The organism is Nonomuraea sp. NPDC049141 (assembly GCF_040648415.1).
Classification (GTDB): domain Bacteria; phylum Actinomycetota; class Actinomycetes; order Streptosporangiales; family Streptosporangiaceae; genus Nonomuraea.
Window position 1 is genome coordinate 126,436 of record NZ_JBEZDR010000003.1, and the last position, 20,985, is coordinate 147,420.

Genomic DNA, 20,985 nt, shown 5'->3' on the forward strand with positions numbered 1-20,985 from the left:
TGATCGGGTAGGCCGGAGTCGTGCGCGAATCCGGCCGCCGCGCCTGGCACGAGCTGCCCGGTCCCCTGGTGGAAGAGGTGGAACGCCGCCTCGGCTCGGCCGTGCGGCGTTTCGAGGAGCGCCGGGGCGGGCCGCCGCCCTCCGCCTGGTGACCGTCTGCGCCCGCGAGCTCACGCCGTCGCCGATCGGCGGCCTGCCGACGGTGGCCGACCGTATGGCTGGCCGCTGCGAGACCTGGCAGGCCAGGGAGCGCGACGGCGCCACCGACGGTCTCGGCGCCTGGGAGCGGGCGCGGCTGGGGCGGCTGGCCGAGGTCGAACGGGACTGGGCGTCGCTGGTCGTCGGAGACTCGCTGCTGCACTTCGATCCGCGTTTCGACAACTTCCTCATCACCCCGCACGCGCGGGCCGGCCTGGTCGACTGGGGCCGCGCGTGCACCGGCCCCGCGTGGGCCGACCTGGTCTGCCTGCTGCTGGAGTCGGATCTGGGTGACGCCGACCCCGAGGAGCTGTTCGCCGCGCATCCGCTGGGCCGGGCGGCGGAGCCGGAGCGGGTGGACGCGCTGCTGGTGGCGTTCGCCGGCTACTGGACCCGCACCATCAGGCGTCGGACTTGCCGAGGAAGCCTGAGGTGCGGAGCCAGTCGGCGGAGACCTTGCTCGGCTCCTCGCCGTCGACGTCCACCTGGGCGTTGAGCTTCCGCATGGTCGTGTCGTCCAGCTTGGCGATCACCGGCTTGAGCACCTTCTCCAGAGCCGGGTACTTCTGGTACGTCTCGTCCCGTACGGTGACGGCGGCGTTGTAGATCGGGAAGAAGTGCTTGTCGTCCTGCAGCACGGTCAGGCCGAGCGCGGAGATGCGGCCGTCGGTGGTGTACACCTCGCCGAAGTTGCAGGTCTGGCCCTTGTCGGTCTCGGTGTAGACGACGCCGGTGTCGAGCTGGCTGATCTTGTCCTTCGGGAGGTTCAGTCCGTACGCCTTGGACAGCCCCGGCAGCCCGTCGTCACGGGTCGAGAACTCCGACTCGACGCACAACGACGCCTGGTCCGGGTTGGTCTTGGCCAGTTTCACCACGTCGGAGATCGTCTTGACGCCCAGTTCCTTGGCCTTCTCCGAGCGGATCGCCAGTGCGTAGGTGTTGTTCAGCGGCGTCGGCCCGACCCAGCGGATCTTGTTCTTCGCGAGGTCCTCGTCCGCGGTGGCCCTGAACTGCTTGGCCGCGTCCGGGATGGGGGTGGCGTTCTTCAGGTGCTCGATCCAGCCGGTGCCCGAGTAGTCCCAGTACATATCGATCGACTTGGACTCCAGGGCCTTGCGGTTGGGCACGGTGCCGCCGAGGTTCGTCTTGTCCTCGACCTCGGCCCCGTGCGCCTTGAGTAGTTGCACGGCGATCTGCCCGAGCATGATGTTCTCGGTGAAGTCCTTGGAGCCGATGACGAACTTGGCTCCGGACAACTCGTTGCCCGCACTGGCGGCCTCGACGGAGTCGCTCGAACCACAGGCGCTCGTGGCGGTCAGGGTCAGGGCGGCGGCGGCGAGCAGGGTGAACGTCTTGCGGACATGCATGAAAAAAACACCTCTTGAAGCTGGACTTGCGTGGGGTCAGATGCCGCGGGGCTTGAGCAGGTCTTCGGCGAGCGCGCTCAGCCAGTCGATGAAGAAGGCGATGCACGCGGTCAGCACGGCGCCCACGATGGTCACGGGCATGCGGTTCAGCTTGAGCCCGTTGATGATCAGCTCGCCGAAGCCGCCCGCGGCGACGAACGCGCCGAGCGTGGCGACGCCGACGGTCAGGACGAGCGCGGTCCGCAGGCCGGCGAGGATCGCCGGCACGGCCAGTTTGAGCTCGACCCGGCGCAGCACCTGCCCCTTGGTCATTCCCATGCCGCGCGCGGCCTCGATGAGCGCCGGATCGACCTGCTGCACCCCGACCATCGTGTTGCGCAGCACGGGCAGCACCGCATAGGCGACCAGGCCGACCAGGGCGGTCTGGAAACCCACCCCGAACATGAACGTGCAGAGCACGAGCAGCCCGATGCACGGGATCGCCTGGCCGAGGTTGGCCACGGTGAGGATGACGGGGGCGATCAGCCGGTTGCGCGCCCGCGAGGCGACGACGCCCAGGGGGATCGCGACGATCACGACGAGGGCTGTGGCCAGGAGCGTCATCTGGATGTGCTCCACGGCCTTGGCCAGGAGGAACTCCCGGGTGAGGCTGCGGCTCTCGATCGAGTCCAGGTTCTGCGCGCTGACCCATACGTATAGGCCGATCAGTACGCCGCACAGGACGACCGGGGTGATGACGTGCCGCAGACCTGACACGCGCCAGGACGGGCGGGTCCGGCCCGCACGGAGTGTCGCGGTGGTCACCGGCGGACCGCCTCCTTCAGAGCGGCGGCCGGGCCGGCTCCCACCGGCTCCTTCCGCACGGGGGCGGTCCCCGGTGCCGGTTCGGATCCCACCGCCTCGCACAGCGCGTCGTAGGTGAGCACGCCGGACGGCGAGCCGCAGCGGTCGGTGCCGTGCGCGAGCATGACGTCCAGAGCCTCGCGCAGGCTGGCGTCCGCGGTGATCTGCGGCATGTCCGCGCTCCCCGGCTGCTGCGCGCACTGCACGTCCGCCACGCGCAGCAGCGCGAGCCGCTTGAGCGTGGCGTCCTGGCCGATGAAGCCGGCCACGTAGTCGTCGGCGGGGTTGGCCAGGATGTTCGCGGGCGTGTCGTACTGCGCGATGTGCGAGCGCTCCCGGAGTACGGCGATGCGGTCGCCGAGCTTGATGGCCTCCTCGAAGTCGTGCGTGACGAAGATGATCGTCTTGCGCAGCTGCTTCTGGAGCTTGACGAACTCGTTCTGCAGGTGCTCACGGGTGATGGGGTCGGTGGCGCCGAAGGGCTCGTCCATCAGCATCACGGGCGGGTCGGCCGCCAGCGCCCTGGCCACGCCCACCCGCTGCTGCTGCCCGCCGGAGAGCTGGCTGGGGTAGCGGTCGTGGAAGGCCGACGGCTCCAGGTTCACCAGGGTCAGCAGTTCCTCGACCCGGTCGGCCGTACGGGCGGCGGACCAGCCCAGCAGCTTCGGCACCAGGCCGATGTTCTGGCCGATGGTCAGGTGCGGGAACAGTCCCACCTGCTGGATGGCGTAGCCGATGTGCCTGCGCAGCTCGTCGGGGTGCAGGCTCAGCACGTCCTCGCCGCCGATGCGGATCTCGCCCGACGTGGGCTCGACCAGGCGGTTGATCATCTTCATCGTGGTCGTCTTGCCGCAGCCCGACGGGCCGACGAAGACCACGAGTTCACCGGCGGGGATGTCGAGGTCGACGTGGTCCACCGCCGGCGCGGGCTGCCCTGGGTAGTGCTTGGTCAGTGCCCGCAGCTCAATACGCGCGCCTCCGGTGTCACGGTCGAACACGAAGCCCCCTTGGGATCGTCAGTTGACGTACAGCGAAAAAGAACAGGTCGAACAGCACCGCGATGACCACGATGCCGAGCGTGCCGGCGAGCGTCGCGTTGAGCGCGTTCACCGAGCCCAGCCGGGACAGCCCTTCGAAGATCTGCGTGCCGAGGCCGGGTCCGTCGACGTAGGCGGCGATGGCCGCGATGCCGATGAGCATCTGCGTGGCGACGCGCACTCCGGTGAGGATCAGCGGCCAGGCCAGCGGCAGCCGCACCTTCAGCAGGACGCGGATCCGGCTCATGCCCATCCCGCGCCCCGCCTCCACCATGGCGGCGTCGACGCCGCGCAGCCCGGCGACCGTGTTCCTGATGATCGGCAGGAACGCGTACGCGGTCAGCGCGACCAGCGTGGATCCCCATCCCAGCCCGGTCACCGGGATGAGCAGGGTGAGCAGTGCCAGGGAGGGGACCGTCAGGATCGCGGCGGAGATGCCCAGCGAGGCACCCCGGGTCTTTGGAAGGTCGTGGGTGAGGAGTCCGATGCCGACGCCGACGGCGGTGGAGACGCCGATGGCGATGCCCACGACCAGGGCGTGTTCGGCGGCAGCCAGCGAGAGGGTGTCCCAGCGTGAGACCACGTACTCGCTGAAGTTCATAGAGTGTCCGCCTTTGCTTACGCTTGTAGGAATGTGTAAACGTATGTGACCAATTGCAGTCATCGCAAAATGGGTTGCGGTCAGCGCAACTGAGCGAGGGTGGGAATGAGCGAGAAATCGCCGCTGTCGTCGGCCGGACTCCGGCGGGACATGGACATCCTGGAAGTGCTGGCGGGCAACGGGGACGATCGCGACGTGGACGGGTTCGGCGTCAACTGGATCGCGCAGCGGCTGGGCCGGGAGAAGAGCCAGGTGTCGAGGGCGCTGCGCGGTCTGGAGGCCGAGGGCATGGTCGAGCGCGACCCGCTGACCAAGCGCTATCGCCTGGGCTGGCGGCTGTTCGCGCTCGCGGCGCGTACGCAGCAGTCGAGGCTGGTCCAGCTGGCCGTGCCCTTCCTGCGGCGGCTGGCCACGGCCTGCGACGAGGACACGCACCTGTGCGTGCAGCGCGGCGACATGGCGCTCACGCTGATGACGCTGCCCTCCTCGCGGGCCTTCCACCGGATCTGGGAGGGCATCTCGATCCCGGTGATCATGGCGGCCGCCGGCCGGTCGCTGCTGGCGGACTGGGACGACGCGCAGATCCGCGAAAGCCTGCGGGCCGCCCTGCCCGCCGGCCTGGGCCCCGCGGTCAACGACGAGAAGCAGTGGCTGGCCGACGTCGCCCACGTACGCTCCTTCGGCTACGCGGTGACGGCGTTCGAGCTGGACGACGGCGTGTTCGGGGTGTCGGCGCCGGTACGCGACCACCGCGGGGTGATCGCGGCCGCCGTCTCCGTGTCGGTCACCCGCTCGCCGAGCGAGTCGCGCCTGCACGAGATCGGCGGCATCGCCGCGGAGACGGCGCGTCAGCTCTCGGTCGCCTTGGGGCTGCCGCCGGGCGGCCGAGGCGTTCTGTCGGCCATGCCGCTGCGGGTGCGGTGAACCGGACGCGTCGCGAAAACGCGTCCGGCTCGCCGATGTCAAATCTGTGACGCCTCACGAACCCCGGCCGTACGCTCGCCCCCGCCCTTGTTCAGCCGGGCGATGGGCAGCAGCGTCGCGGCGGTCAGGCCGCTCAGCAGGCCGAAGGCCAGGTGGAAGTCTCCCGTCGCGTCGCGTAGCGCGCCCACCAGCAGGGGTGCCAGGGCGGCGCAGGCGTAGCCGACGAAGAACGCCATCGCGCTGATCCGTCCGGCCTCGGCGGCGTCACGGCTGACCACCACGGGCAGCGTGAGTACGAGCGTGAACAGCCCGCCGTGACCGACGCCCAAGGCGGCGATCCACAACCAGGTGACCGTCGCCGGCGCCGCCGCCAGCCCCGCGAACCCGATCGCCGTCAACACCGTCGTCAGGGCCAGCCCGGCGCGCCGGTCCCGCCCTTCACCCAGCAGCGCCGGTACGGCCAGCATGGCGACGACCTGGATGGAGATCAGCACGGTCAGCAGCACCCCCGCACCGGTGGCGCCACGCCGCCCGTCCTCGTGCAGCAGGGGGACGACCCAGGCCAGTTCGCAGTAGTACAGGGCGGAGTTGGCGGCGGACAGTGCGGTGATCCGCCAGGCCACACCGCTCCGCCAGGGCAGTCCCTTGGTAGCGGGGCCCACAGGGGCTGGGCCGCTGTCGAGGCCCAGGGAGGTGGCGGAGGCCGACCACATCGCCATGCCCGCCACCGCGAGCACCGACCAGGAGGCCAGCGCCCCCGGCCAGGAGCCGATGGCGTCGGCGAGCGGGGCGGTCACCCCGGCCGCGACCGCCCCGCCCAGGCCGAGGCCGGCCGTGTAGATGCCGGTCACCAGGCCGGCGCGGTCGGCGAAGCGGGTCTTGACCACGGCGGGCAGCAGCGTCTGCGCGATCGCGATCCCGGCCCCGACGGCCGCCGCGCAGGTCAGCTGCAGCCAGGCGGCGCCGCCGATGACGCGGGCCGCCGTCGCCACGGCGATGACGGCGAGCCCGATCAGCACGCCGCGCCGCAGCCCGAACCTGCGGCCGACCACGGCGGCCAGGGGCGCGCAGACCCCCATGGCCAGCGTCGGGATGGTCGTCAGCAGCGCCACTCCGGTGGCGGACAGGTCGAGGTCGGTCTGGATGCGGTCCACCAGAGGGGACACGGCGGCGATCGCCGGCCGCAGGTTCGCCGCGGCGACGAACAGCGCGACGGCGGCCGCGCCGAGGGCGGTACGCGTCATGGGGACTCCCAATTGATCTCGGACATTTTCCATCCGAGTTCTATCACGGACATTTCTTATCCGGAATGGGTAGGCTGCGGACATGAAGATGTCCAACGGAGTGGAGTGGGCGCTGCACGGCTGTGTCACGCTCAGCCAGAGCCGGGACCCGGTGCCGGCGGCGCGGCTCGCGGAGCTGCACGGCACCCCTCCGGCGTACCTGGCCAAGCACCTCCAGGCGCTCTCCCGGGCGGGCATCGTACGGTCGACGGCCGGCCAGGTCGGTGGCTACCTCCTCACCAGGCCCGCCGCGGCGATCACCGTGCTGGAGGTGGTCCAGGCCATCGACGGCACGTCACCCGCCTACCGGTGCACGGAGATCCGGCAGCAGGGGCCGCTGGCCGTACCGGCCGAACGGTGTGACCGGCCGTGCGCGATCGCCCGCGCGATGGCCTCGGCGCAGGAGGCCTGGTCCGGCGCGCTGGCAGCCGTCACGATCGCGGACCTGGCAGCGGGCATCGACGCCGACAGCGAGGGTACGGCGATGGCCGACGTCCGCGGCTGGCTGACCTCTACCGCGTGATCAAAGAGACAGTCACCTCCAGCCCGCCTCCAGGCAGGGCGCGAGCGTCCAGTGTGCCGTGGTGGGCCTGGACGATGGCGGCGACGATCGACAGGCCCAGCCCCAGGCCGTCGCCGGTGGCTCTTCTGCCGGTCTCCAGACGCTGGAAGGGCTGCAGGAGCGTGGGGACTCGTTCGGGTGGGATCACCGGGCCGCTGTTGGAGATCCTGAGGGTGGGCCGGCCGCCCTCCACGGCGGTCGTCACCTTGATCCAGCCGTCGGGCACGTTGTGCCGTGCGGCGTTGTCCAGCAGGTTCGCGACCAGGCGTTCGAGCAGGGCGCGGTCGCCGGACGCGGGTGCCGGGCGCAGCGCGGGCTCGACCCGGACGCCTTGGTCGCCCCGCTGGTCGAGGGCCTGCCCGGCGATCGCGGCCAGGTCGAGAGGTTGCCGGTGATGCAGGCCCTGCTGGCTACGGGCCAGGGTGAGGAGGGCCTCGATGAGCCGTTCCTGGTGCTTTCCGTTGGCGAGCAGACGTTCCAGTACGGCCCGCAACGACCCGGCGTCGGCCGTGGAGTCGGTGAGCGCGATCTCGACCATGGCCTGCTGCAGTGTCAGCGGCGTGCGCAACTCGTGGGAGGCGTTGGCGACGAACCGCCGCTGCGCGGTGAACGCCGCCTCCAGCCGATCCAGGAGCTCGTCGAAGGTGTCGGCCAGCTCCTTGAGCTCGTCGTCCGGCCCGGACGCGGCCAGCCGCCGGTCGAGCCGGTCGGCCGTGATGCGCCGGACGGTGGCCGTCATGTCGCCCAGCGGTCGTAGGACGCGCCCGGCCATGAGCCGCCCCAGCAGTACCGACGCGAACGCCATGACCGCCAGCGCGACCAGGGAGTTGACCAGCAGCCGGCGCAGGCTTTCGGCGTGCTGCTCCTTCACCTGGGGCTCCGGTACGGGCAGGTCGAGCCCTCCTGGTGCCGTGGGAGCGGTCGGCGGCCCTGGGAAGGGCGAGTACACGACCAGGAAGTAGATGAGGGTGACCAGCACCACCGCGGCCAGCAGGAACAGCCCGCTGTACAGGAGCGTGAGGCGCAGCCGGGCCGTCCGCCTCATATCCGGTATCCGGCCTGCGGAACCGTCTCGATCAGCGGTGGGTCGCCCAGTTTGCGGCGCAACCGGCTGATCGTCACCTTCACGGTCTGCGTGAACGGGTCGGCGAACTCGTCCCAGCCCTGCTCCAGGAGCTGTTCGGCGGAGACCACGGCACCCCGGGCGGCCAGCAGCAGCTCCAGCACGGCGAACTCCTTGGGGCTCAGCGACAGCCGCCGCCCGTCGCGGGTGGCGATCCGCGTGGTCGAGTCGAGGCGCAGGTCGCCGTGGACGAGCACCGGCGGCAGGGCCGGACGCGTCCGCCTGGCCAGCGCCCGGAGCCGGGCGACCAACTCGGCGAAGGCGAACGGCTTGGGCAGGTAATCGTCGGCGCCGACCCCCAGCCCGGTCACTTTGTCGTCGATCGTTCCGGCGGCGGTGAGCATCAGCACCCGCGCCGGGTAGCCCGCGCCCACGAGCGACCTGCACACGTCGTCGCCGTGCAGGCCGGGCAGGTCGCGGTCGAGGATGACCACGTCGTAGTGGTTGGCGGAGGTACGGTCGAGCGCGGCGTCGCCGTCCAGCACCACATCGACGGCCATGCCCTCGCGGCGCAGCCCCGCGGCCACTGTCTGGGCCAGTTCCTCGTGGTCTTCGACCATCAGCACCCTCATGATCCACCCAGGATGCCCAGCCGCCGGTTACAGCGGGGTAACCGCCGCCGTTCCCGTCCCGTAACCGGTCCTCGGCTTTGCTGGGCTCACCGAACAGAAACGATGGAAACGGAGGAGCCATCATGCTCGGCTCAACGATCAGGAACGTGATCCTCGCCGCCGCGGTCGTCGCAGCGGGAGTGGGTGGGGGCGCGAGTGCGCTGTCCGCCCCGGACGGCCCCGGCACGGACGCCAAGGCGTTCACCGACTGCATGCGTTCGAAGGGGCTGCCCGACTTCCCCGAGGTCGCGGTCTCCTCGGACGGGCTGGTCAACCTCGAGATCAACGGTGAACACGTCGACGTCCTGTCCGTCAGGTACGGGGCGGCGGTGAAGGCGTGCGAGTCGCTGCTGCCCACCGGCACCCACCTGCCGGGCGCGCCCGACGCGCCCTCGGCGCCTGCGGCGCCGGTGATCCGCGTGGCGCCCGCGGCGTTGGCGGCGCCGGTGATCAGCGAGGCCCCTGTGGCGCCGGTGATCCCTTCCGGCTGAGCGGTCAGGGGAGGTTCGGGCGGACCGAGTCGCGGACGACGATGTGCGTGCCCAGCAGGACGTGCTCGGCGGCGCCCGTCCTGCCGCGCTCGCGTTCGAGTGCCAGCCGTACGGCGGTGCGGCCCAGCTCCTCGTGCGGTACGTGCACGGTGGTCAGGTCGATGTCGGCGGCGGGCGGCAGGTCGTCGAAACCGACCATGGACACGTCGTCGGGAATGCGTAGGCCCCGCTCCCTGAGCGCCTGGCGGGCACCCGCGGCGATCAGGTCGTTCCCGGCGAAGATGGCGGTGAAGTCGCGCGGTCCCGCGTCGAGCCGTTCGCGCACCATGCGGTAGCCCTCGTGGCGCTCCATCGTGCCGGCCACCTCCAGCGCCGGATCGTGGGGCACGCGGTAGGCGGCCAGCGCCGCCCGGTAGCCGGCGATGCGGCTCTCCGGCGTGCTGTAGCCGTCCCGTCGCCCGAGGAACAGGATGCGCTGGTGGCCCGCCGAGAGCAGGTGGCTGGTGACGGCGTACGCGCCACCGGTGTTGTCGTATTCGACCACGATGGCCGGTACGTCGGGCCCCAGCGGGGGGCGCCCGCACAGGACGAGCTGCGAGCCCGCGAGGGCCAGCGCGCGGGCGTACTCGCCCATCCGCTCGCGGTAAGCGTCGTCGGCCACCACGTTGCCGACCAGGATCACCGCGTCGGCGTGCTCCTCGCGCATGAGCCGGATCGTCGCCAGCTCCCGCTCCGGATCGCCTCCGGTGGTGCCGACGAGGCACAACCGGCCTTCGAGGGCGGCCTGGGTCTGCACACCCTGGGCGACGGCGGCGTAGTGGGGGGAGATGACCGAGTTGACGATGATGGCGACGCTGCTGGTGCTCGACCCGGCCAGCCCCCGAGCGTGGGCGTTGGCCACGTAGTCGAGCTCGCGGACCGCCCGCATGACCTTGCCGCGCGTGGCGGGAGCGCTGGGATAGGTGCCGGACAGGATCCTGGACACCGTGGCGACGGATACGCCGGCGTGTTTCGCCACGTCACGGATCGTCGACGGTCGCGGCCCGCCGTCGTCGGACGCCGTCCGCCGGGCCATGCGACCTCCCAATGTTAAAACGGTTACTCTCGCTGGGCTATTTTAGCCGGAAAACCCCAGCTAAAATGCCGTAGTATCCGCTTTATGCCATCGCTGCGCCTCCCACCCGCCGATGCCGAGCTGTCCGCCTACACCGGCTGGACCCGGGCGCACTGGGAGGCCGTGGCGGATCACCTGCTGGCGTCCGTGGTGCCGTACGCCACCGACGACTTCGCGCAATACCGCCTGCCGGGCAGGCAGAGCCGCTCGGGGCCGGTGAGCGACGGTCTGGAGGGGTACGCCCGCACGTTCATGCTGGCCGCGTTCCGGATCGCCGGGGCGGGTGGTCAGATGCCGCCCGCGCTCCTGGAGCGGTACGCCCAGGGGCTGGTGGCGGGGACCGACCCGGCGCACCCGTACGCCTGGCCGGCGCTGACCGACATGTCCCAGCCGCTGGTGGAGGCGGCCTCGATCGCGCTGGCCCTGCACGAGACCCGGCCCTGGCTGTACGACCGGCTGTCCCCGGCCGAGCAGGAGCGGGTGGTGGCGTGGCTGGCGGGCTTCGTCGGCAAACGGACCCCGGACAACAACTGGGTGCTGTTCCGGGTGGTCGTCGAGCAGTTCCTGGCCGAGGTGGGCGGGCCGTACGAGGCCGCCGAGATCACCGGCGGGCTGGAACGGATCGAGGAGTGGTACGTCGGGGATGGCTGGTACTCCGACGGCGCGGGCAAGAACTTCGACTACTACGCGGGCTGGGCCCTGCACCTCTACCCGGTGCTGTGGGCCAGGATGGCCGGGGACACCGCCCGCCTGGAGCGTTACGGCGAGCGGCTGCGGCTCTTCCTCGGCCAGTACCAGCACCTGTTCGCCGCCGACGGCGGGCCCGTGCACCAGGGGCGCTCGCTCACCTACCGGTTCGCCACGGCCGCGCCGCTCTGGCTGGGCGCGCTGGCCGGCTCCTCGCCGCTGCCGCCCGGCCGGACCCGGCGGATCGCCAGCGGCGTGCTGCGCCACTTCGCCGAGCGCGGCGTGCCGGACGAGCGCGGTCTGTTGACTTTGGGCTGGTACGACACGTTCTTGCCGGTCACGCAGAGCTACTCCGGGCCGGGCTCGCCCTATTGGGCCAGCAAGGCGTTCCTCGGGCTGCTGCTGCCGCCCGAGCATCCGGTCTGGACTGACGCCGAGGTCCCGGCGCCGATCGACCTCGCGGACCAGGCGGTGGCGCTGCGCCCGCCGGGATGGCTGCTGCACGCCACCCGCGAGGACGGCGTGGTCCGGCTGGTCAACCACGGCAGCGACCGGGACCGGATCCAGGACCCGTCGGGGCTGCCGGATCCGCACTACCTCAAACTCGCTTACACCAGCCACACCGGGCCGGACCTGGGCGAGGCGGCTGGTTTCGACGGGGAACTCGTCGTCGTCGCGCCGGATGGAGCCGTCGCGCGGCGGCGGCGTATCGAGCCGCTCACGACGCAGGACCGGTTCGCCGCCTCCGCCTACTGCGACGACCTGCCGGCCGGGCCGGTCCGCGTGGTGACGGCCTCGGTGGTGGACGGGCCGGCCGAGGTGCGGATCCATCAGGTCACCGCGCCCGCCGGACACCGGATCAGGGACGGCGGGCACGCCCTCGCGGGCGAGGCGCCGCTCACGGCGCGGAGCGGCGACGTCTGGGCGTCGGCGCGGCGGCCGGACGATCTGGTCAGCGTGGTACGGGGCCTGCACGGTTACACGGGGGCAGGCGTGGCGACGGCGGAGGGCGCCAACGCCTTCGGGCGGCACTCGGCCACCCCGTACGTGATCGCCGACGCGCACCCGGGCGGGACCGCCGTGTACGTCAGCCTCGTCCTGCTCACCGGCACGGACGAGGAGCTCCGGCCCCCGGCGGTGCGGGTCGAGGACGACCAGGTCAGCCTGGAGTGGCCGGGCGGCGACTCGGTGACGATCCGCCTCACCGGCACCCCGACCTGCGCACGGGTCGTCAACGGCGGCGACCGTCCCTGACGGGGCGGGCGGCCCTGGGGCCGCCGCGGAACCGTTCACCTACCCAAGGAGCCTTCTATGGCACGGCGACCCGTAGCGGTCTTCGCGATCGCGCCCTGGGCCTTCCACGACGTCTTCCCCGCCGACCTCGTCACCCGGTTGCGGCAGTCGGTGGACGTCGATCCGACGGTGACCTTCACCTCGTTCGACGGCGAGGAGGCGGCCCGCGCGCTGGCCACGGCGGAGATCCTGCTGACCGGCTGGGACTGCCCGCGGATCGACGCCGGAGTGCTGAAGGCGGCGCCGGGGCTGCGGGCCGTCGTCCACGCCGCCGGCACCGTAAAGGCGATCGTCGATCCCGTCGTGTTCGAGCGCGGGCTCGTCGTGTCGTCCGCGGCGGAGGCGAACGCCGTGCCCGTCGCCGAGTACACCATCGCCATGCTCGTCCTCGGCGCGAAACGGGTCTTCGGGAGGGCCGGACACTACGCGGCCGGCGCCGACCGGTCCACCTGGCAGCCGGGCGGCGGCACCGGGCTGCATCACTGCACCGTCGGCGTGATCGGGGCCTCCCGGGTCGGCCGTCACGTGCTGCGGCGGCTCCGCGACTTCGACGTGGACATCCTGCTGTCCGACCCCTACGTCTCCCCGGAGGAGGCGTCCCGGCTGGAGGTCGAGCTGGTGGACGTGGACGAACTGTGCCGGCGCAGCGACCTGGTCACCGTGCACGCCCCGGCCCTCGCCGAGACCCGCCACCTGCTGGACGAACGGCGCCTCGCCCTCCTGCCCGACCAGGCCGTCGTGATCAACACCGCCCGCGGCTCGCTGATCGACACCGAGGCGCTCACCCGGGTGTGCGCGACCGGTCGCGTCTCGGCCGTGCTCGACGTGACCGATCCCGAGCCGCTGCCGCTGGAGCACCCACTCTTCCGGATGCCCAATGTGCTCGTCACCCCGCATCTGGCGGGCGCGCAGGGTCGTGAGTTGCGGCGGCTCGGTGAGTTCGCGGTCGGCGAGCTTGAACGTTTCCTGAGCGGGCGCCCGCTGCGCGGCCGGGTGGAAGTCGCGCAGCTCGGCTACCTCGCCTGACGGCTCTCCGAAAGCCTTTTCGCTCCGCAGCGCGGTGGAGTGGCGAGGGATAGGCCGCCGTACTGATTGACAGGTCCGGAAGATCGGTCTACGTTTCCGAAAACCTTTTATTCAGGTGATTCGACAGAAAGGATTGTTAGCGCTACCACAACCAAGCGCTAGGTTCGATCATTCCCCCCACGCGCTCGATCGGATCGGATCAATCAGGCATGAGAAGAATCATCACGGCCCTGCTGCTCATCGCCGGGTCACTCGCCTTAGGCGCTCCCGCGCAGGCCGCCCAGACCATCGGATACCCCACTTTCGCCGGCCCGTCGATCCCGGCCGCGCCCGGTACGTACACGACCGGCAACATGATGCAGGCCATCTACGACGCGGAGAGCTCGGGCACGGACTTCTGGATGGACCGGCTGCTCGCCCGCCCCGGCAACGACCCGGCCGGAACCTGGCTCATGTCACGGGGACGCGCCCTGTTCATGAAGACCCACACACCGGGCACGCTCGGCTTCGCCGGCCAGGTGGCGTACTGGGAGAGCATCAGCAACAACAACGCCTACACCGTGGCCATCACGCCGGGCACCTTCACCGAGCAGGTGAACTCCCGCTGGCAGGCGCCCAGCTACTGGAAGAGCGTGCACACCAGCGGCTCCATCACGGTGAACCAGACGAAGTTCATCACGAACAACAACGTCGCCGTGACGAACCTGTCGATCACGAACGGCGGCTCCAGCTCGACCACGCTGCAACTGCGGGCGACCTCGCCGTACGCCACGTCCGGGTCCGGCAGCGAGCTGACCGGGCAGGTCAACGCCTACAACAACCTCACCACGATCTACCCCCGGCTGACCGGTGACGGTTTCACCGTCTCCAGCGGCGGCCTGAACAGGTCCGTGACGATCGCGGCGGGCGCGACCGTGACCGCCAAGGTGGTCATGGGCTTCGTCACCAACGAGATTCCCGAGTCGCGGACCGAGTACGACGCGTACGCGGGCTACACCAACGCCACCGCCTTCGCCACCCACGTACGGGCCTACAACCTGTGGTGGGCGCAGAACGTGCCCTACATCGACGTGCCCGAGCCGGCCATCAAGAAGAACATCTACTACCGCTGGTGGCTGATGCGCTTCAACAACCTCGACGCCGACATCCCGGGGCAGACGTTCCAGTTCCCCACCTCGACCGAAGGCGTGCTGGGCTACAACAACGCCATCGCGCTGACCCAGCCCATGCACATCGACGACCTGAAATACCTGCGCAACCCGATCTACTCCTACGGCGACTGGCTGAGCGTCGGTCAGATCTCGAAGAACGGCCGCTTCCTCGACAACCCGGGCGATCCCGAGAACTGGTCCAACAGCTACACCCAGTACATCGCCGAGGCGGCGTGGAAGAGCTACCAGATCCATGGCGGCCAGCCGGCGATCGCCGCCAACCTGGCGCGCTACGCCGAGGGGGACGTCAAGGGCCAGCTCTCCTACTACGACCATGACAACAACAAGCTCATCGAGTACGACTGGGGCGCCCTGACCGGCAACGACGCCGACGCCGTCTCCTTCCACTGGAAGAGCGGCAACATGGACCGCGCGGAGTCGGCCTACCAGTACAGCGGCGCGCTGGCCGCGGCGCAGGCGTACGAGGCGATCGGCAACACCGCCAAGGCCACCGAGATGCGCACGCTCGCGACGCAGATCCAGAACGCCATCGTCAACGTGCTGTGGAACCCCAACCGGCAGCTGTTCGAGCACCGGCTGAAGTCCACCAACGAGTGGGTGCCGTGGAAGGAGATCAACAACTACTATCCGTTCGCCGTCGGCGCCATCCCCAACACCGCGACCTACAAGCAGGCCCTGCGCCTGTTCGACGATCCGGCGCAGTATCCGATCTTCCCCTTCTACACCGCCAACCAGGCCGACAAGGCGGCTTCGGGCACGGGTAGCAACAACTTCTCCACGATCAACTCCACCGTGCAGTTCCGCCTGCTCTCCTCTGTGCTGCGGAACTACTCCAACTCGTGGATCGACGCGACCTGGTACAAGAAGCTCCTGTACTGGAACGCCTGGGCGCAGTACATCAACGGCAACACCCAGTGGCCCGACGCCAACGAGTTCTGGGCCGACTGGAACGGCTCCTCTATCACCTACCGCTCCTGGATCCACCACAACATCCTGGGCAGCAGCAACTGGACCGTGATCGAGGACGTGGCGGGGCTGCGCCCGCGCAACGACGCGAAGGTGGAGCTCTCGCCGATCAACATCGGCTGGCCCAACTTCACCGTCAACAACCTGCGCTACCGCAACGCCGACCTGACCATCGTCTGGGACGACCCGTCGGACGGCGTGGTCCGCTACCCGGGCGTGCCCGAGGGCTACTCCATCTTCATCAACGGCAGCAGGGTCGCCACGGTCGGCGCGCTGGTGCCGTTCACCTGGGACCCGGCCACCGGCGACGTCACCACGAGCGGCACGGTCACCTACCACGTGTCCTCGCCGGGGCTGCAGGCTCCCGCGCAGGTGACGCAGTCCAGCGCCCGGATGGTGGACCTGCTGGCCAAGGCCGGGGTCGACCTGACCGCCGACCTGACCAACCTGGCTCAGGGGTCGAGCGTCTCGACCTCCTCCACCGCCTCGGGCAGCACGGCCGCGGGCGCGGTCGACGGCTTCCCGATCAACGAACCGTTCTGGGGCGGCACCGGCGCCTCCCAGGACTGGTACGAGGTGAACTTCGGGGCCGCCCGCACCCTCAACGAAGTGCGGCTCTACTTCAAGGACAGCCGCCCGGCCAGCGCCACCTACCGGGCTCCCGCCTCGTACGACATCCAGTACTACAACGGCAGCGCCTGGGTCAGCGTGCCGAGCCAGGCCAAGAGCCCGTCGGCGCCGCGGGCCAACTACAACGTGGTGCAGTTCCCGGCGATCAGCGCCCAGCGGGTACGGGTGCTGGCCACCAACGCCTCGGGGGCCAAGACCGGGCTCACCGAGATCAAGGTCTTCAACCGCGGCGGCACCCAGCAGCCGCCGAGCGGCAACCTGGCCGCCTCGGCGACCCCGTCGGCGTCGAACACCTCCTCTTGGGAGAGCGTCGCCGCCGTCAACGACGGCATCGACCCGCCCTCCTCCAACGACACCGTGAACCCGCGCTGGGGCTGCTGGCCGGAGACCGGGCAGCAGTGGGTGGACCTGACCTGGTCCTCGGCCAAGACCCTGAACAAGGCCGAGGTCTACTTCTTCGACGACGACGAGGGCATCGACATGCCCGCGTCGTGGAAGCTCCAGTACTGGAACGGCACCGCCTACGTCGACATGCCCGGCGCCGGTTCGTACGGGCTGGCGAAGAACCAGTACAACACCGTCAATTTCACCGCGACGAGTACCACCCGCCTGCGGGTGCTGCTGACCGGTAACGGCACCAGCTCCGTCGGCCTCCTTGAGGTCAAGGCATACGGGCCGTGACGGCCGGGGGCGTGCCTTCAGGGGCACGCCCCCTTCACGGGTCAACGCGGCCGTTTCTTGCAAGACCGCAGCCCAGCGGCAGGGTCATCATGAAAACATGAACGTTGATCTTTCCGCTGCCACCGCCTTCATGGCCACGCACGCACGGGTCCTGGACCGTCGCCGCTTCGAGGTCCTGATGGGCGAGGGCGATCCGGCCGGCGCGCTGGCCGCGCTGGACGGCTACCGCAACCCCGACGGCGGCTACGGCTGGGGCCTGGAGCCCGACCTGCGCTCGCCCGAGAGCCAGCCCGGTGCCGCGCTGCACGCCTTCGAGGTGTTCGAGGACACCGCCCCGGCCGCCACCACACGGGCGGCCGAGTTGTGCGACTGGCTGGCGTCGGCCTCGCTGCCCGATGGCGGCCTGCCGTTCGCGCTGCCCCGCGCCTCCGACGCCGGCAACGCGCCCTGGTGGGCCGGCGCCGACAGCACGGTGTCCTCGTTGCAGATCACCTCCGTCACCGCGGCCACCGCGCACCGCGTCGCCGCCCACCTGCCCGGCGTGGCCGCGCACCCCTGGCTGGAACGGGCCACCCGTTACTGCCTGGACACGATCGCCGCCCTCGACCAGCGGCCGCACGCGTACGTGCTGGCCTTCGCGCTGCGGTTCCTGGACGCGGTGCACGACACCCACCCGGAGGCCGCCGGGCTCCTCGCCGGACTGGGCACGTACATCCCGGCCAGCGGCCAGGTTCACGTCGAAGGCGGCACCGAGCACGAGATGCTCCGCCCGCTGGACTTCGCGCCGTTCCCGGACCGCCCGGTGCGGGCCCTGTTCGCCCCGGAGCTGATCGAGGCCGACCTCGACCGCCTGGCCGGGGCGCAGCAGGACGACGGCGGATGGACCGTCGACTACGCCCAGATCTCACCCGCGGGCGTCCTGGACTGGCGCGGCCACACGACCGTGGCCGCTCTCGGCATCCTGCGCCGCAACGCACGGATCTGACGCCGTCAGGCGGATGATCCCCGGGACGGGGAAGAGCATGAGGTAGAGGTTCGGTATCCACCAGAGGAGTGAGAAGTCCCCGCGCAGGGTCCAGAACGCGATCGCCATCAGCCCGGACGCCATCGTCAGCACCAGCGAGACCAGCATCAGCGGCGAGCCGCTGGGCGAGCCCCGGCTCAGGAGGAACAGGCTGGTCAGGCCGGTGGCGCTGGCCAGGAGATCGATCCAGAGGAAGGACCAGTTCCAGTCGGCCATCAAGGGGTCGGCGTAGTCGGCGAACGCCCACTCCGGCGGGATCAGGCCTAGGCCGGTCACGGTGAAGTAGACGACGAAGCCCAGGTCCGTGACCAGCATCAACGCCTTAGTGGTGCGCGGCACGATCGATCGCCTCCATGAGATGGTCGCGGGTCCGCTCGTGCAGCCCCGGCCCCGGTTCGCTCAGTCCGAGCAGCCTGACCGCCCACCATCCGTCGACCGCGAGCCGTACGGCCGTCGCCGCGGCAGGGTCGATGCCGTCGTCGGCGAGCCGTGCCTGCCAGGCGGCGAACCGCTCACGCAGCGGCGCCAGTCCGGCCGGGTCGACCAGGACCCCGGCCAGCAGCGCGGCAGTCACCCGGTCGGCCGGGGCGGTAGTGGTGTGCCGTTCGGGAATGGTCGCCCGCACGTAGGCGCGCAGGAAGTCGCCCGGCCTGTCGCCCGCTTCAGCGAGCGCGTCGTCGAAGGCTTTCGTCAAGCGCTCGATCATGGCGGCGGCCAGCGCTTGCTTGGTGGGGAAGTGATAGAAGAGGCCGCCTTTGGAGACGCCTGCCCGCTTGGCGACGGCCTCCAGCGTGAGCGACTCCGCACCGTCGGACAGCAGCACGTCGGCGGCGGCGTCCAGCAGCCGGTCTTTCGAGCTTGGTCTGGGCATATACGTATATATACCGGCCAGCCGGTATACTTTCCACATTAGCCCGATCGTGGTTCGTGATCGCCGATAGGCTGACCGCACCGATGGCGAGGCTCATGTTGTGCAATCTTGCGCTTAAATCCCGCCATTCGAGCAGCTCCGAGCTCTTGACAGAAGCGTTCGTGCTCGATTTACTCCGATGAACGCCGGTATCCAGCATCCGGCGCCAGAGGTACGCCTAGCCGGTAGATGGTCACCACCATGAGCCCGGACTAAGTCGCCAGGATCGCTGTCAGCGTCCGAGGCGGGGACGTACCCCCTATCGTCTGGAGTGCGACGATGAGCCCCACACGTAGATGTTTGAGTGCTGCGGCGGCGCTGACGGCCGCGGTGGCCGCGCTTGCCGCCACCCCGTCGACCGCCTCGGCGGCCGCGTTCGCCCCGCCCCCGACCCATGCCGGGTTCGACTACCAGATCGGCGGCGCCTACACGCCCCCGACCGGGGTCACCGTGGTCAGCAGGGACAGGTCCGCGGCTCCCGCGGCGGGGCTGTACAACATCTGCTACGTCAACGCCTTCCAGGTCCAGCCCGGCGAGGAGAAGGACTGGGACGCAGACCTGCTGCTGCGTGACGCCAACGGCAAGGTCGTCATCGACGAGGACTGGGGCGAGGCGCTGCTGGACCTGCGTACGGACGCCAAGCGCACGCGGGTCGCCGCGAAGGTGAACTCCTGGATCACCGGCTGCAAGACCAAGGGCTACCAGGCCATCGAGCCCGACAACTACGACAGCTACACCCGGTCGAAGAACCTGCTGACGGCCTCGAACGCCCAGGCGTACATCCGGCTGCTCAGCAGCCACGCCCACAGCCAGGGCCTGGCCATCGCGCAGAAGAACACCTCGGAGCTGGCCGGCTCGCGCACGGCGAACGGGCTCGACTTCGCGGTCGCGGAGGAGTGCGGCCAGTACAAGGAGTGCGGCGACTACACCGCGGCGTTCGGCAACAACGTGATCGTCATCGAGTACAACGCCACCGGTCTGTCGCGGGCGTGCTCCGGATGGGGTACCAAGCTGAGCATCGTCCGGCGTGACGTGGACGTCTCACCCAAGGGCAGCAGCGGATATGTCCGCAAGACCTGCTGACTGGTCTTCTGACCACGGTTTCTGGAGGTAAAGATGGAGCGCGTTGCCCCACTGCCCTCCCGCCGAGACGTCCTGCGCGGCGGGTACGCCCTGGCGCTCACGGCGGTGGCGGGAACGACGCTGGCCGGATGCGCGAAAGGCGCCGGCGATGGCGTCGGCGCCGACGGGCGGGTCACGATCGAGCTCTGGCACGGTCAGACCGACACCGCCAAGGACGCCCTGGCGCGCCTGGTGGCCGACTTCGAGCGGGCGCATCCCGACATCCGGGTGGACATGGGCGGAGGAGTGCTGGCCGACGCGATGCTGCAGAAGATCACCGCGTCGCTCGCGTCAGGCTCCTACCCGGACATCGCCTATATCTTCGGATCGGACCTGGCCAACGTCGCGCTCAGCCCGCAGGTGGCGGATCTGACCAGCATGGTCGAGTCCGGTCCCACACCGTGGAACGACTTCTGGGCGCCGGCGCGGGCCGCCGTCACGATCGACGGCCAGGTCCGCGCGGCTCCGGCGGTGCTCGACTCGCTCGCCGTGGTCTGCAACAAGAAGGTGTTCCGCGACGCGGGGGTTCCCCTGCCCCAGGCGGGCTGGAAATGGCCGGAGTTCATCGAGACGGCCAAGAAGCTGACCGACGCCGGCAGTGGCCGGTTCGGCACGGGCTGGCCGGGCGCGGCGGACGAGGACACGGTCTGGCGGATGTGGCCGCTGATCTGGGACCTGGGCGGCGACGTGGTCGCCAAGGACGGGCGCGGCATCGGGTTCGCCGACACGGGCACGCAGGCGTTGCAGGTGGTGGAGGCACTCGCGAAGGACGCGAGTGTCTACATCGATCCCAAGCCCGGCAGTGAGCAGATGTACCAGGTGTTCCTGGGCGGCCGGATGGGGATGGTCGTCACGGGCCCGTGGCAGCTGCCCGACATCCTGAGCGCCAAGATCGACTATGAGGTGGTGCCGCTGCCCAGCTTCAGCGGGCGGCCGATGACGATCTCGGGTCCTGACACCTGGACCATGTTCGACAACGGCGAGACGCGCGTGCGGGCCGCCCGCACCTTCCTGACCTGGCTCATGCAGCCCGCCCAGGACGTGCGCTGGGACGTGGAGGCGGGCAGCATGCCGCTGAGCCGCCCCACCCAGGCGCTGCCCGCCTGGAAGAAGCAGGAGGCGGACACCCCGGGCCTGCCGGTGTTCGTCAAGTCGCTGGAGACGGCCCGGGTCCGCCCCACGCATCCCGCCTATCCGCAGATATCCCAGGCGCTCGGGCAGGCCGTCGTCGCCGTCCTGCTCGGCAAGAGCACCCCCGCCGAAGCGCTGCGCGAGTGTGCCGACGCGGCCAACGCCGCCCTGCTCATACCGCGCTGAGGA

21 protein-coding genes are annotated in these 20,985 nt (G+C 70.2%); 11 read left to right on the forward strand and 10 right to left on the reverse strand.

The annotated features are described in order from the left end of the window. The first annotated feature begins 20 nt into the window (after positions 1–20). Entirely contained in the window at positions 21–152 is a 132-nt protein-coding gene (locus tag AB0B91_RS09225; RefSeq protein ID WP_358317757.1) for a hypothetical protein, read from the forward strand. After that, positions 149–694, forward strand: a complete 546-nt coding sequence (locus AB0B91_RS09230; protein WP_358317759.1) for a phosphotransferase — start codon at positions 149–151, stop codon at positions 692–694. Before AB0B91_RS09225 ends, AB0B91_RS09230 begins: the two co-directional genes overlap by 4 nt. On the opposite strand, the gene AB0B91_RS09235 is transcribed toward AB0B91_RS09230, so the two are convergent. From AB0B91_RS09235 to AB0B91_RS09250, 4 genes are read right to left on the reverse strand one after another with little or no spacing between them, the layout of a single operon-like run. Further along, entirely contained in the window at positions 600–1,565 is a 966-nt protein-coding gene (locus tag AB0B91_RS09235) for a glycine betaine ABC transporter substrate-binding protein (RefSeq protein ID WP_358317761.1), read from the reverse strand. The genes AB0B91_RS09230 and AB0B91_RS09235 overlap by 95 nt on opposite strands. A 36-nt stretch (positions 1,566–1,601) precedes the next feature. Beyond that, positions 1,602–2,369, reverse strand: coding sequence for an ABC transporter permease (locus tag AB0B91_RS09240; RefSeq protein WP_358317763.1), 768 nt, complete (start codon positions 2,367–2,369; stop codon positions 1,602–1,604). After that, positions 2,366–3,406: an ABC transporter ATP-binding protein gene (locus AB0B91_RS09245; protein WP_358317765.1), complete on the reverse strand. Its 1,041-nt coding sequence runs from the start codon at positions 3,404–3,406 to the stop codon at positions 2,366–2,368. The genes AB0B91_RS09240 and AB0B91_RS09245 overlap by 4 nt, the downstream gene beginning before the upstream one ends. After that, the gene (locus AB0B91_RS09250; protein ID WP_358317767.1) at positions 3,393–4,046 is read right to left on the reverse strand and encodes an ABC transporter permease; all 654 of its coding nucleotides are present in this window, start codon (positions 4,044–4,046) and stop codon (positions 3,393–3,395) included. Before AB0B91_RS09250 ends, AB0B91_RS09245 begins: the two co-directional genes overlap by 14 nt. Before the next feature lie 105 nt (positions 4,047–4,151). Here AB0B91_RS09250 and AB0B91_RS09255 point away from each other — a divergent pair, with 105 nt between their 5' ends. Next, on the forward strand, positions 4,152–4,970 hold the full coding sequence (locus tag AB0B91_RS09255) for an IclR family transcriptional regulator (protein ID WP_358317769.1): 819 nt from the start codon (positions 4,152–4,154) through the stop codon (positions 4,968–4,970). Between the two features lie 38 nt (positions 4,971–5,008). Here AB0B91_RS09255 and AB0B91_RS09260 read toward each other — a convergent pair whose 3' ends face one another. After that, on the reverse strand, positions 5,009–6,214 hold the full coding sequence (locus AB0B91_RS09260; RefSeq protein WP_358317771.1) for an MFS transporter: 1,206 nt from the start codon (positions 6,212–6,214) through the stop codon (positions 5,009–5,011). Between the two features lie 82 nt (positions 6,215–6,296). Here AB0B91_RS09260 and AB0B91_RS09265 point away from each other — a divergent pair, with 82 nt between their 5' ends. Further along, the gene (locus tag AB0B91_RS09265) at positions 6,297–6,776 is read left to right on the forward strand and encodes an Rrf2 family transcriptional regulator (RefSeq protein WP_358317773.1); all 480 of its coding nucleotides are present in this window, start codon (positions 6,297–6,299) and stop codon (positions 6,774–6,776) included. Here the strand turns inward: AB0B91_RS09265 and AB0B91_RS09270 are convergent. Continuing rightward, the gene (locus AB0B91_RS09270) at positions 6,766–7,860 is read right to left on the reverse strand and encodes an ATP-binding protein (RefSeq protein ID WP_358317775.1); all 1,095 of its coding nucleotides are present in this window, start codon (positions 7,858–7,860) and stop codon (positions 6,766–6,768) included. The two genes, AB0B91_RS09265 and AB0B91_RS09270, sit on opposite strands and share 11 nt — an antisense overlap. Then, positions 7,857–8,510, reverse strand: coding sequence for a response regulator transcription factor (locus tag AB0B91_RS09275; protein ID WP_358317776.1), 654 nt, complete (start codon positions 8,508–8,510; stop codon positions 7,857–7,859). Before AB0B91_RS09275 ends, AB0B91_RS09270 begins: the two co-directional genes overlap by 4 nt. 122 nt (positions 8,511–8,632) lie before the next feature. Here AB0B91_RS09275 and AB0B91_RS09280 point away from each other — a divergent pair, with 122 nt between their 5' ends. Further along, entirely contained in the window at positions 8,633–9,040 is a 408-nt protein-coding gene (locus AB0B91_RS09280; RefSeq protein ID WP_358317777.1) for a hypothetical protein, read from the forward strand. 4 nt (positions 9,041–9,044) lie between these two features. Here the strand turns inward: AB0B91_RS09280 and AB0B91_RS09285 are convergent, their stop codons facing one another. Then, positions 9,045–10,115, reverse strand: a complete 1,071-nt coding sequence (locus AB0B91_RS09285; protein WP_358317778.1) for a LacI family DNA-binding transcriptional regulator — start codon at positions 10,113–10,115, stop codon at positions 9,045–9,047. 84 nt (positions 10,116–10,199) lie between these two features. Here AB0B91_RS09285 and AB0B91_RS09290 point away from each other — a divergent pair, with 84 nt between their 5' ends. The 4 genes from AB0B91_RS09290 to AB0B91_RS09305 all read left to right on the forward strand — a co-directional run bounded on the left by AB0B91_RS09290 (position 10,200) and on the right by AB0B91_RS09305 (position 17,594). Beyond that, the gene (locus AB0B91_RS09290) at positions 10,200–12,095 is read left to right on the forward strand and encodes a DUF2264 domain-containing protein (RefSeq protein WP_358317779.1); all 1,896 of its coding nucleotides are present in this window, start codon (positions 10,200–10,202) and stop codon (positions 12,093–12,095) included. Positions 12,096–12,152: 57 nt separating this feature from the next. Further along, positions 12,153–13,160, forward strand: a complete 1,008-nt coding sequence (locus tag AB0B91_RS09295; RefSeq protein ID WP_358317780.1) for a hydroxyacid dehydrogenase — start codon at positions 12,153–12,155, stop codon at positions 13,158–13,160. A 209-nt stretch (positions 13,161–13,369) separates the two neighbouring features. Beyond that, positions 13,370–16,609, forward strand: coding sequence for a hypothetical protein (locus AB0B91_RS09300; RefSeq protein WP_358317781.1), 3,240 nt, complete (start codon positions 13,370–13,372; stop codon positions 16,607–16,609). Positions 16,610–16,706: 97 nt separating this feature from the next. After that, positions 16,707–17,594, forward strand: a complete 888-nt coding sequence (locus AB0B91_RS09305) for a hypothetical protein (protein ID WP_358317782.1) — start codon at positions 16,707–16,709, stop codon at positions 17,592–17,594. On the opposite strand, the gene AB0B91_RS09310 is transcribed toward AB0B91_RS09305, so the two are convergent. Both AB0B91_RS09310 and AB0B91_RS09315 read right to left on the reverse strand, forming a co-directional pair. Continuing rightward, positions 17,514–17,972, reverse strand: a complete 459-nt coding sequence (locus AB0B91_RS09310) for a DUF5360 family protein (RefSeq protein ID WP_358317783.1) — start codon at positions 17,970–17,972, stop codon at positions 17,514–17,516. The two genes, AB0B91_RS09305 and AB0B91_RS09310, sit on opposite strands and share 81 nt — an antisense overlap. Continuing rightward, positions 17,956–18,504 (reverse strand): TetR/AcrR family transcriptional regulator, encoded by a 549-nt coding sequence (locus AB0B91_RS09315; protein WP_358317784.1) that lies wholly within the window; start codon positions 18,502–18,504, stop codon positions 17,956–17,958. The genes AB0B91_RS09310 and AB0B91_RS09315 overlap by 17 nt, the downstream gene beginning before the upstream one ends. A gap of 339 nt (positions 18,505–18,843) precedes the next feature. Between AB0B91_RS09315 and AB0B91_RS09320 the strand changes: the two genes are divergently transcribed. Continuing rightward, a complete protein-coding gene (locus AB0B91_RS09320; RefSeq protein WP_358317785.1) occupies positions 18,844–19,626 on the forward strand; it encodes an endo alpha-1,4 polygalactosaminidase in 783 nt (260 codons plus the stop codon). 33 nt (positions 19,627–19,659) lie between these two features. Further along, positions 19,660–20,982, forward strand: a complete 1,323-nt coding sequence (locus tag AB0B91_RS09325; RefSeq protein ID WP_358317786.1) for an ABC transporter substrate-binding protein — start codon at positions 19,660–19,662, stop codon at positions 20,980–20,982. Positions 20,983–20,985: the final 3 nt, after the last annotated feature.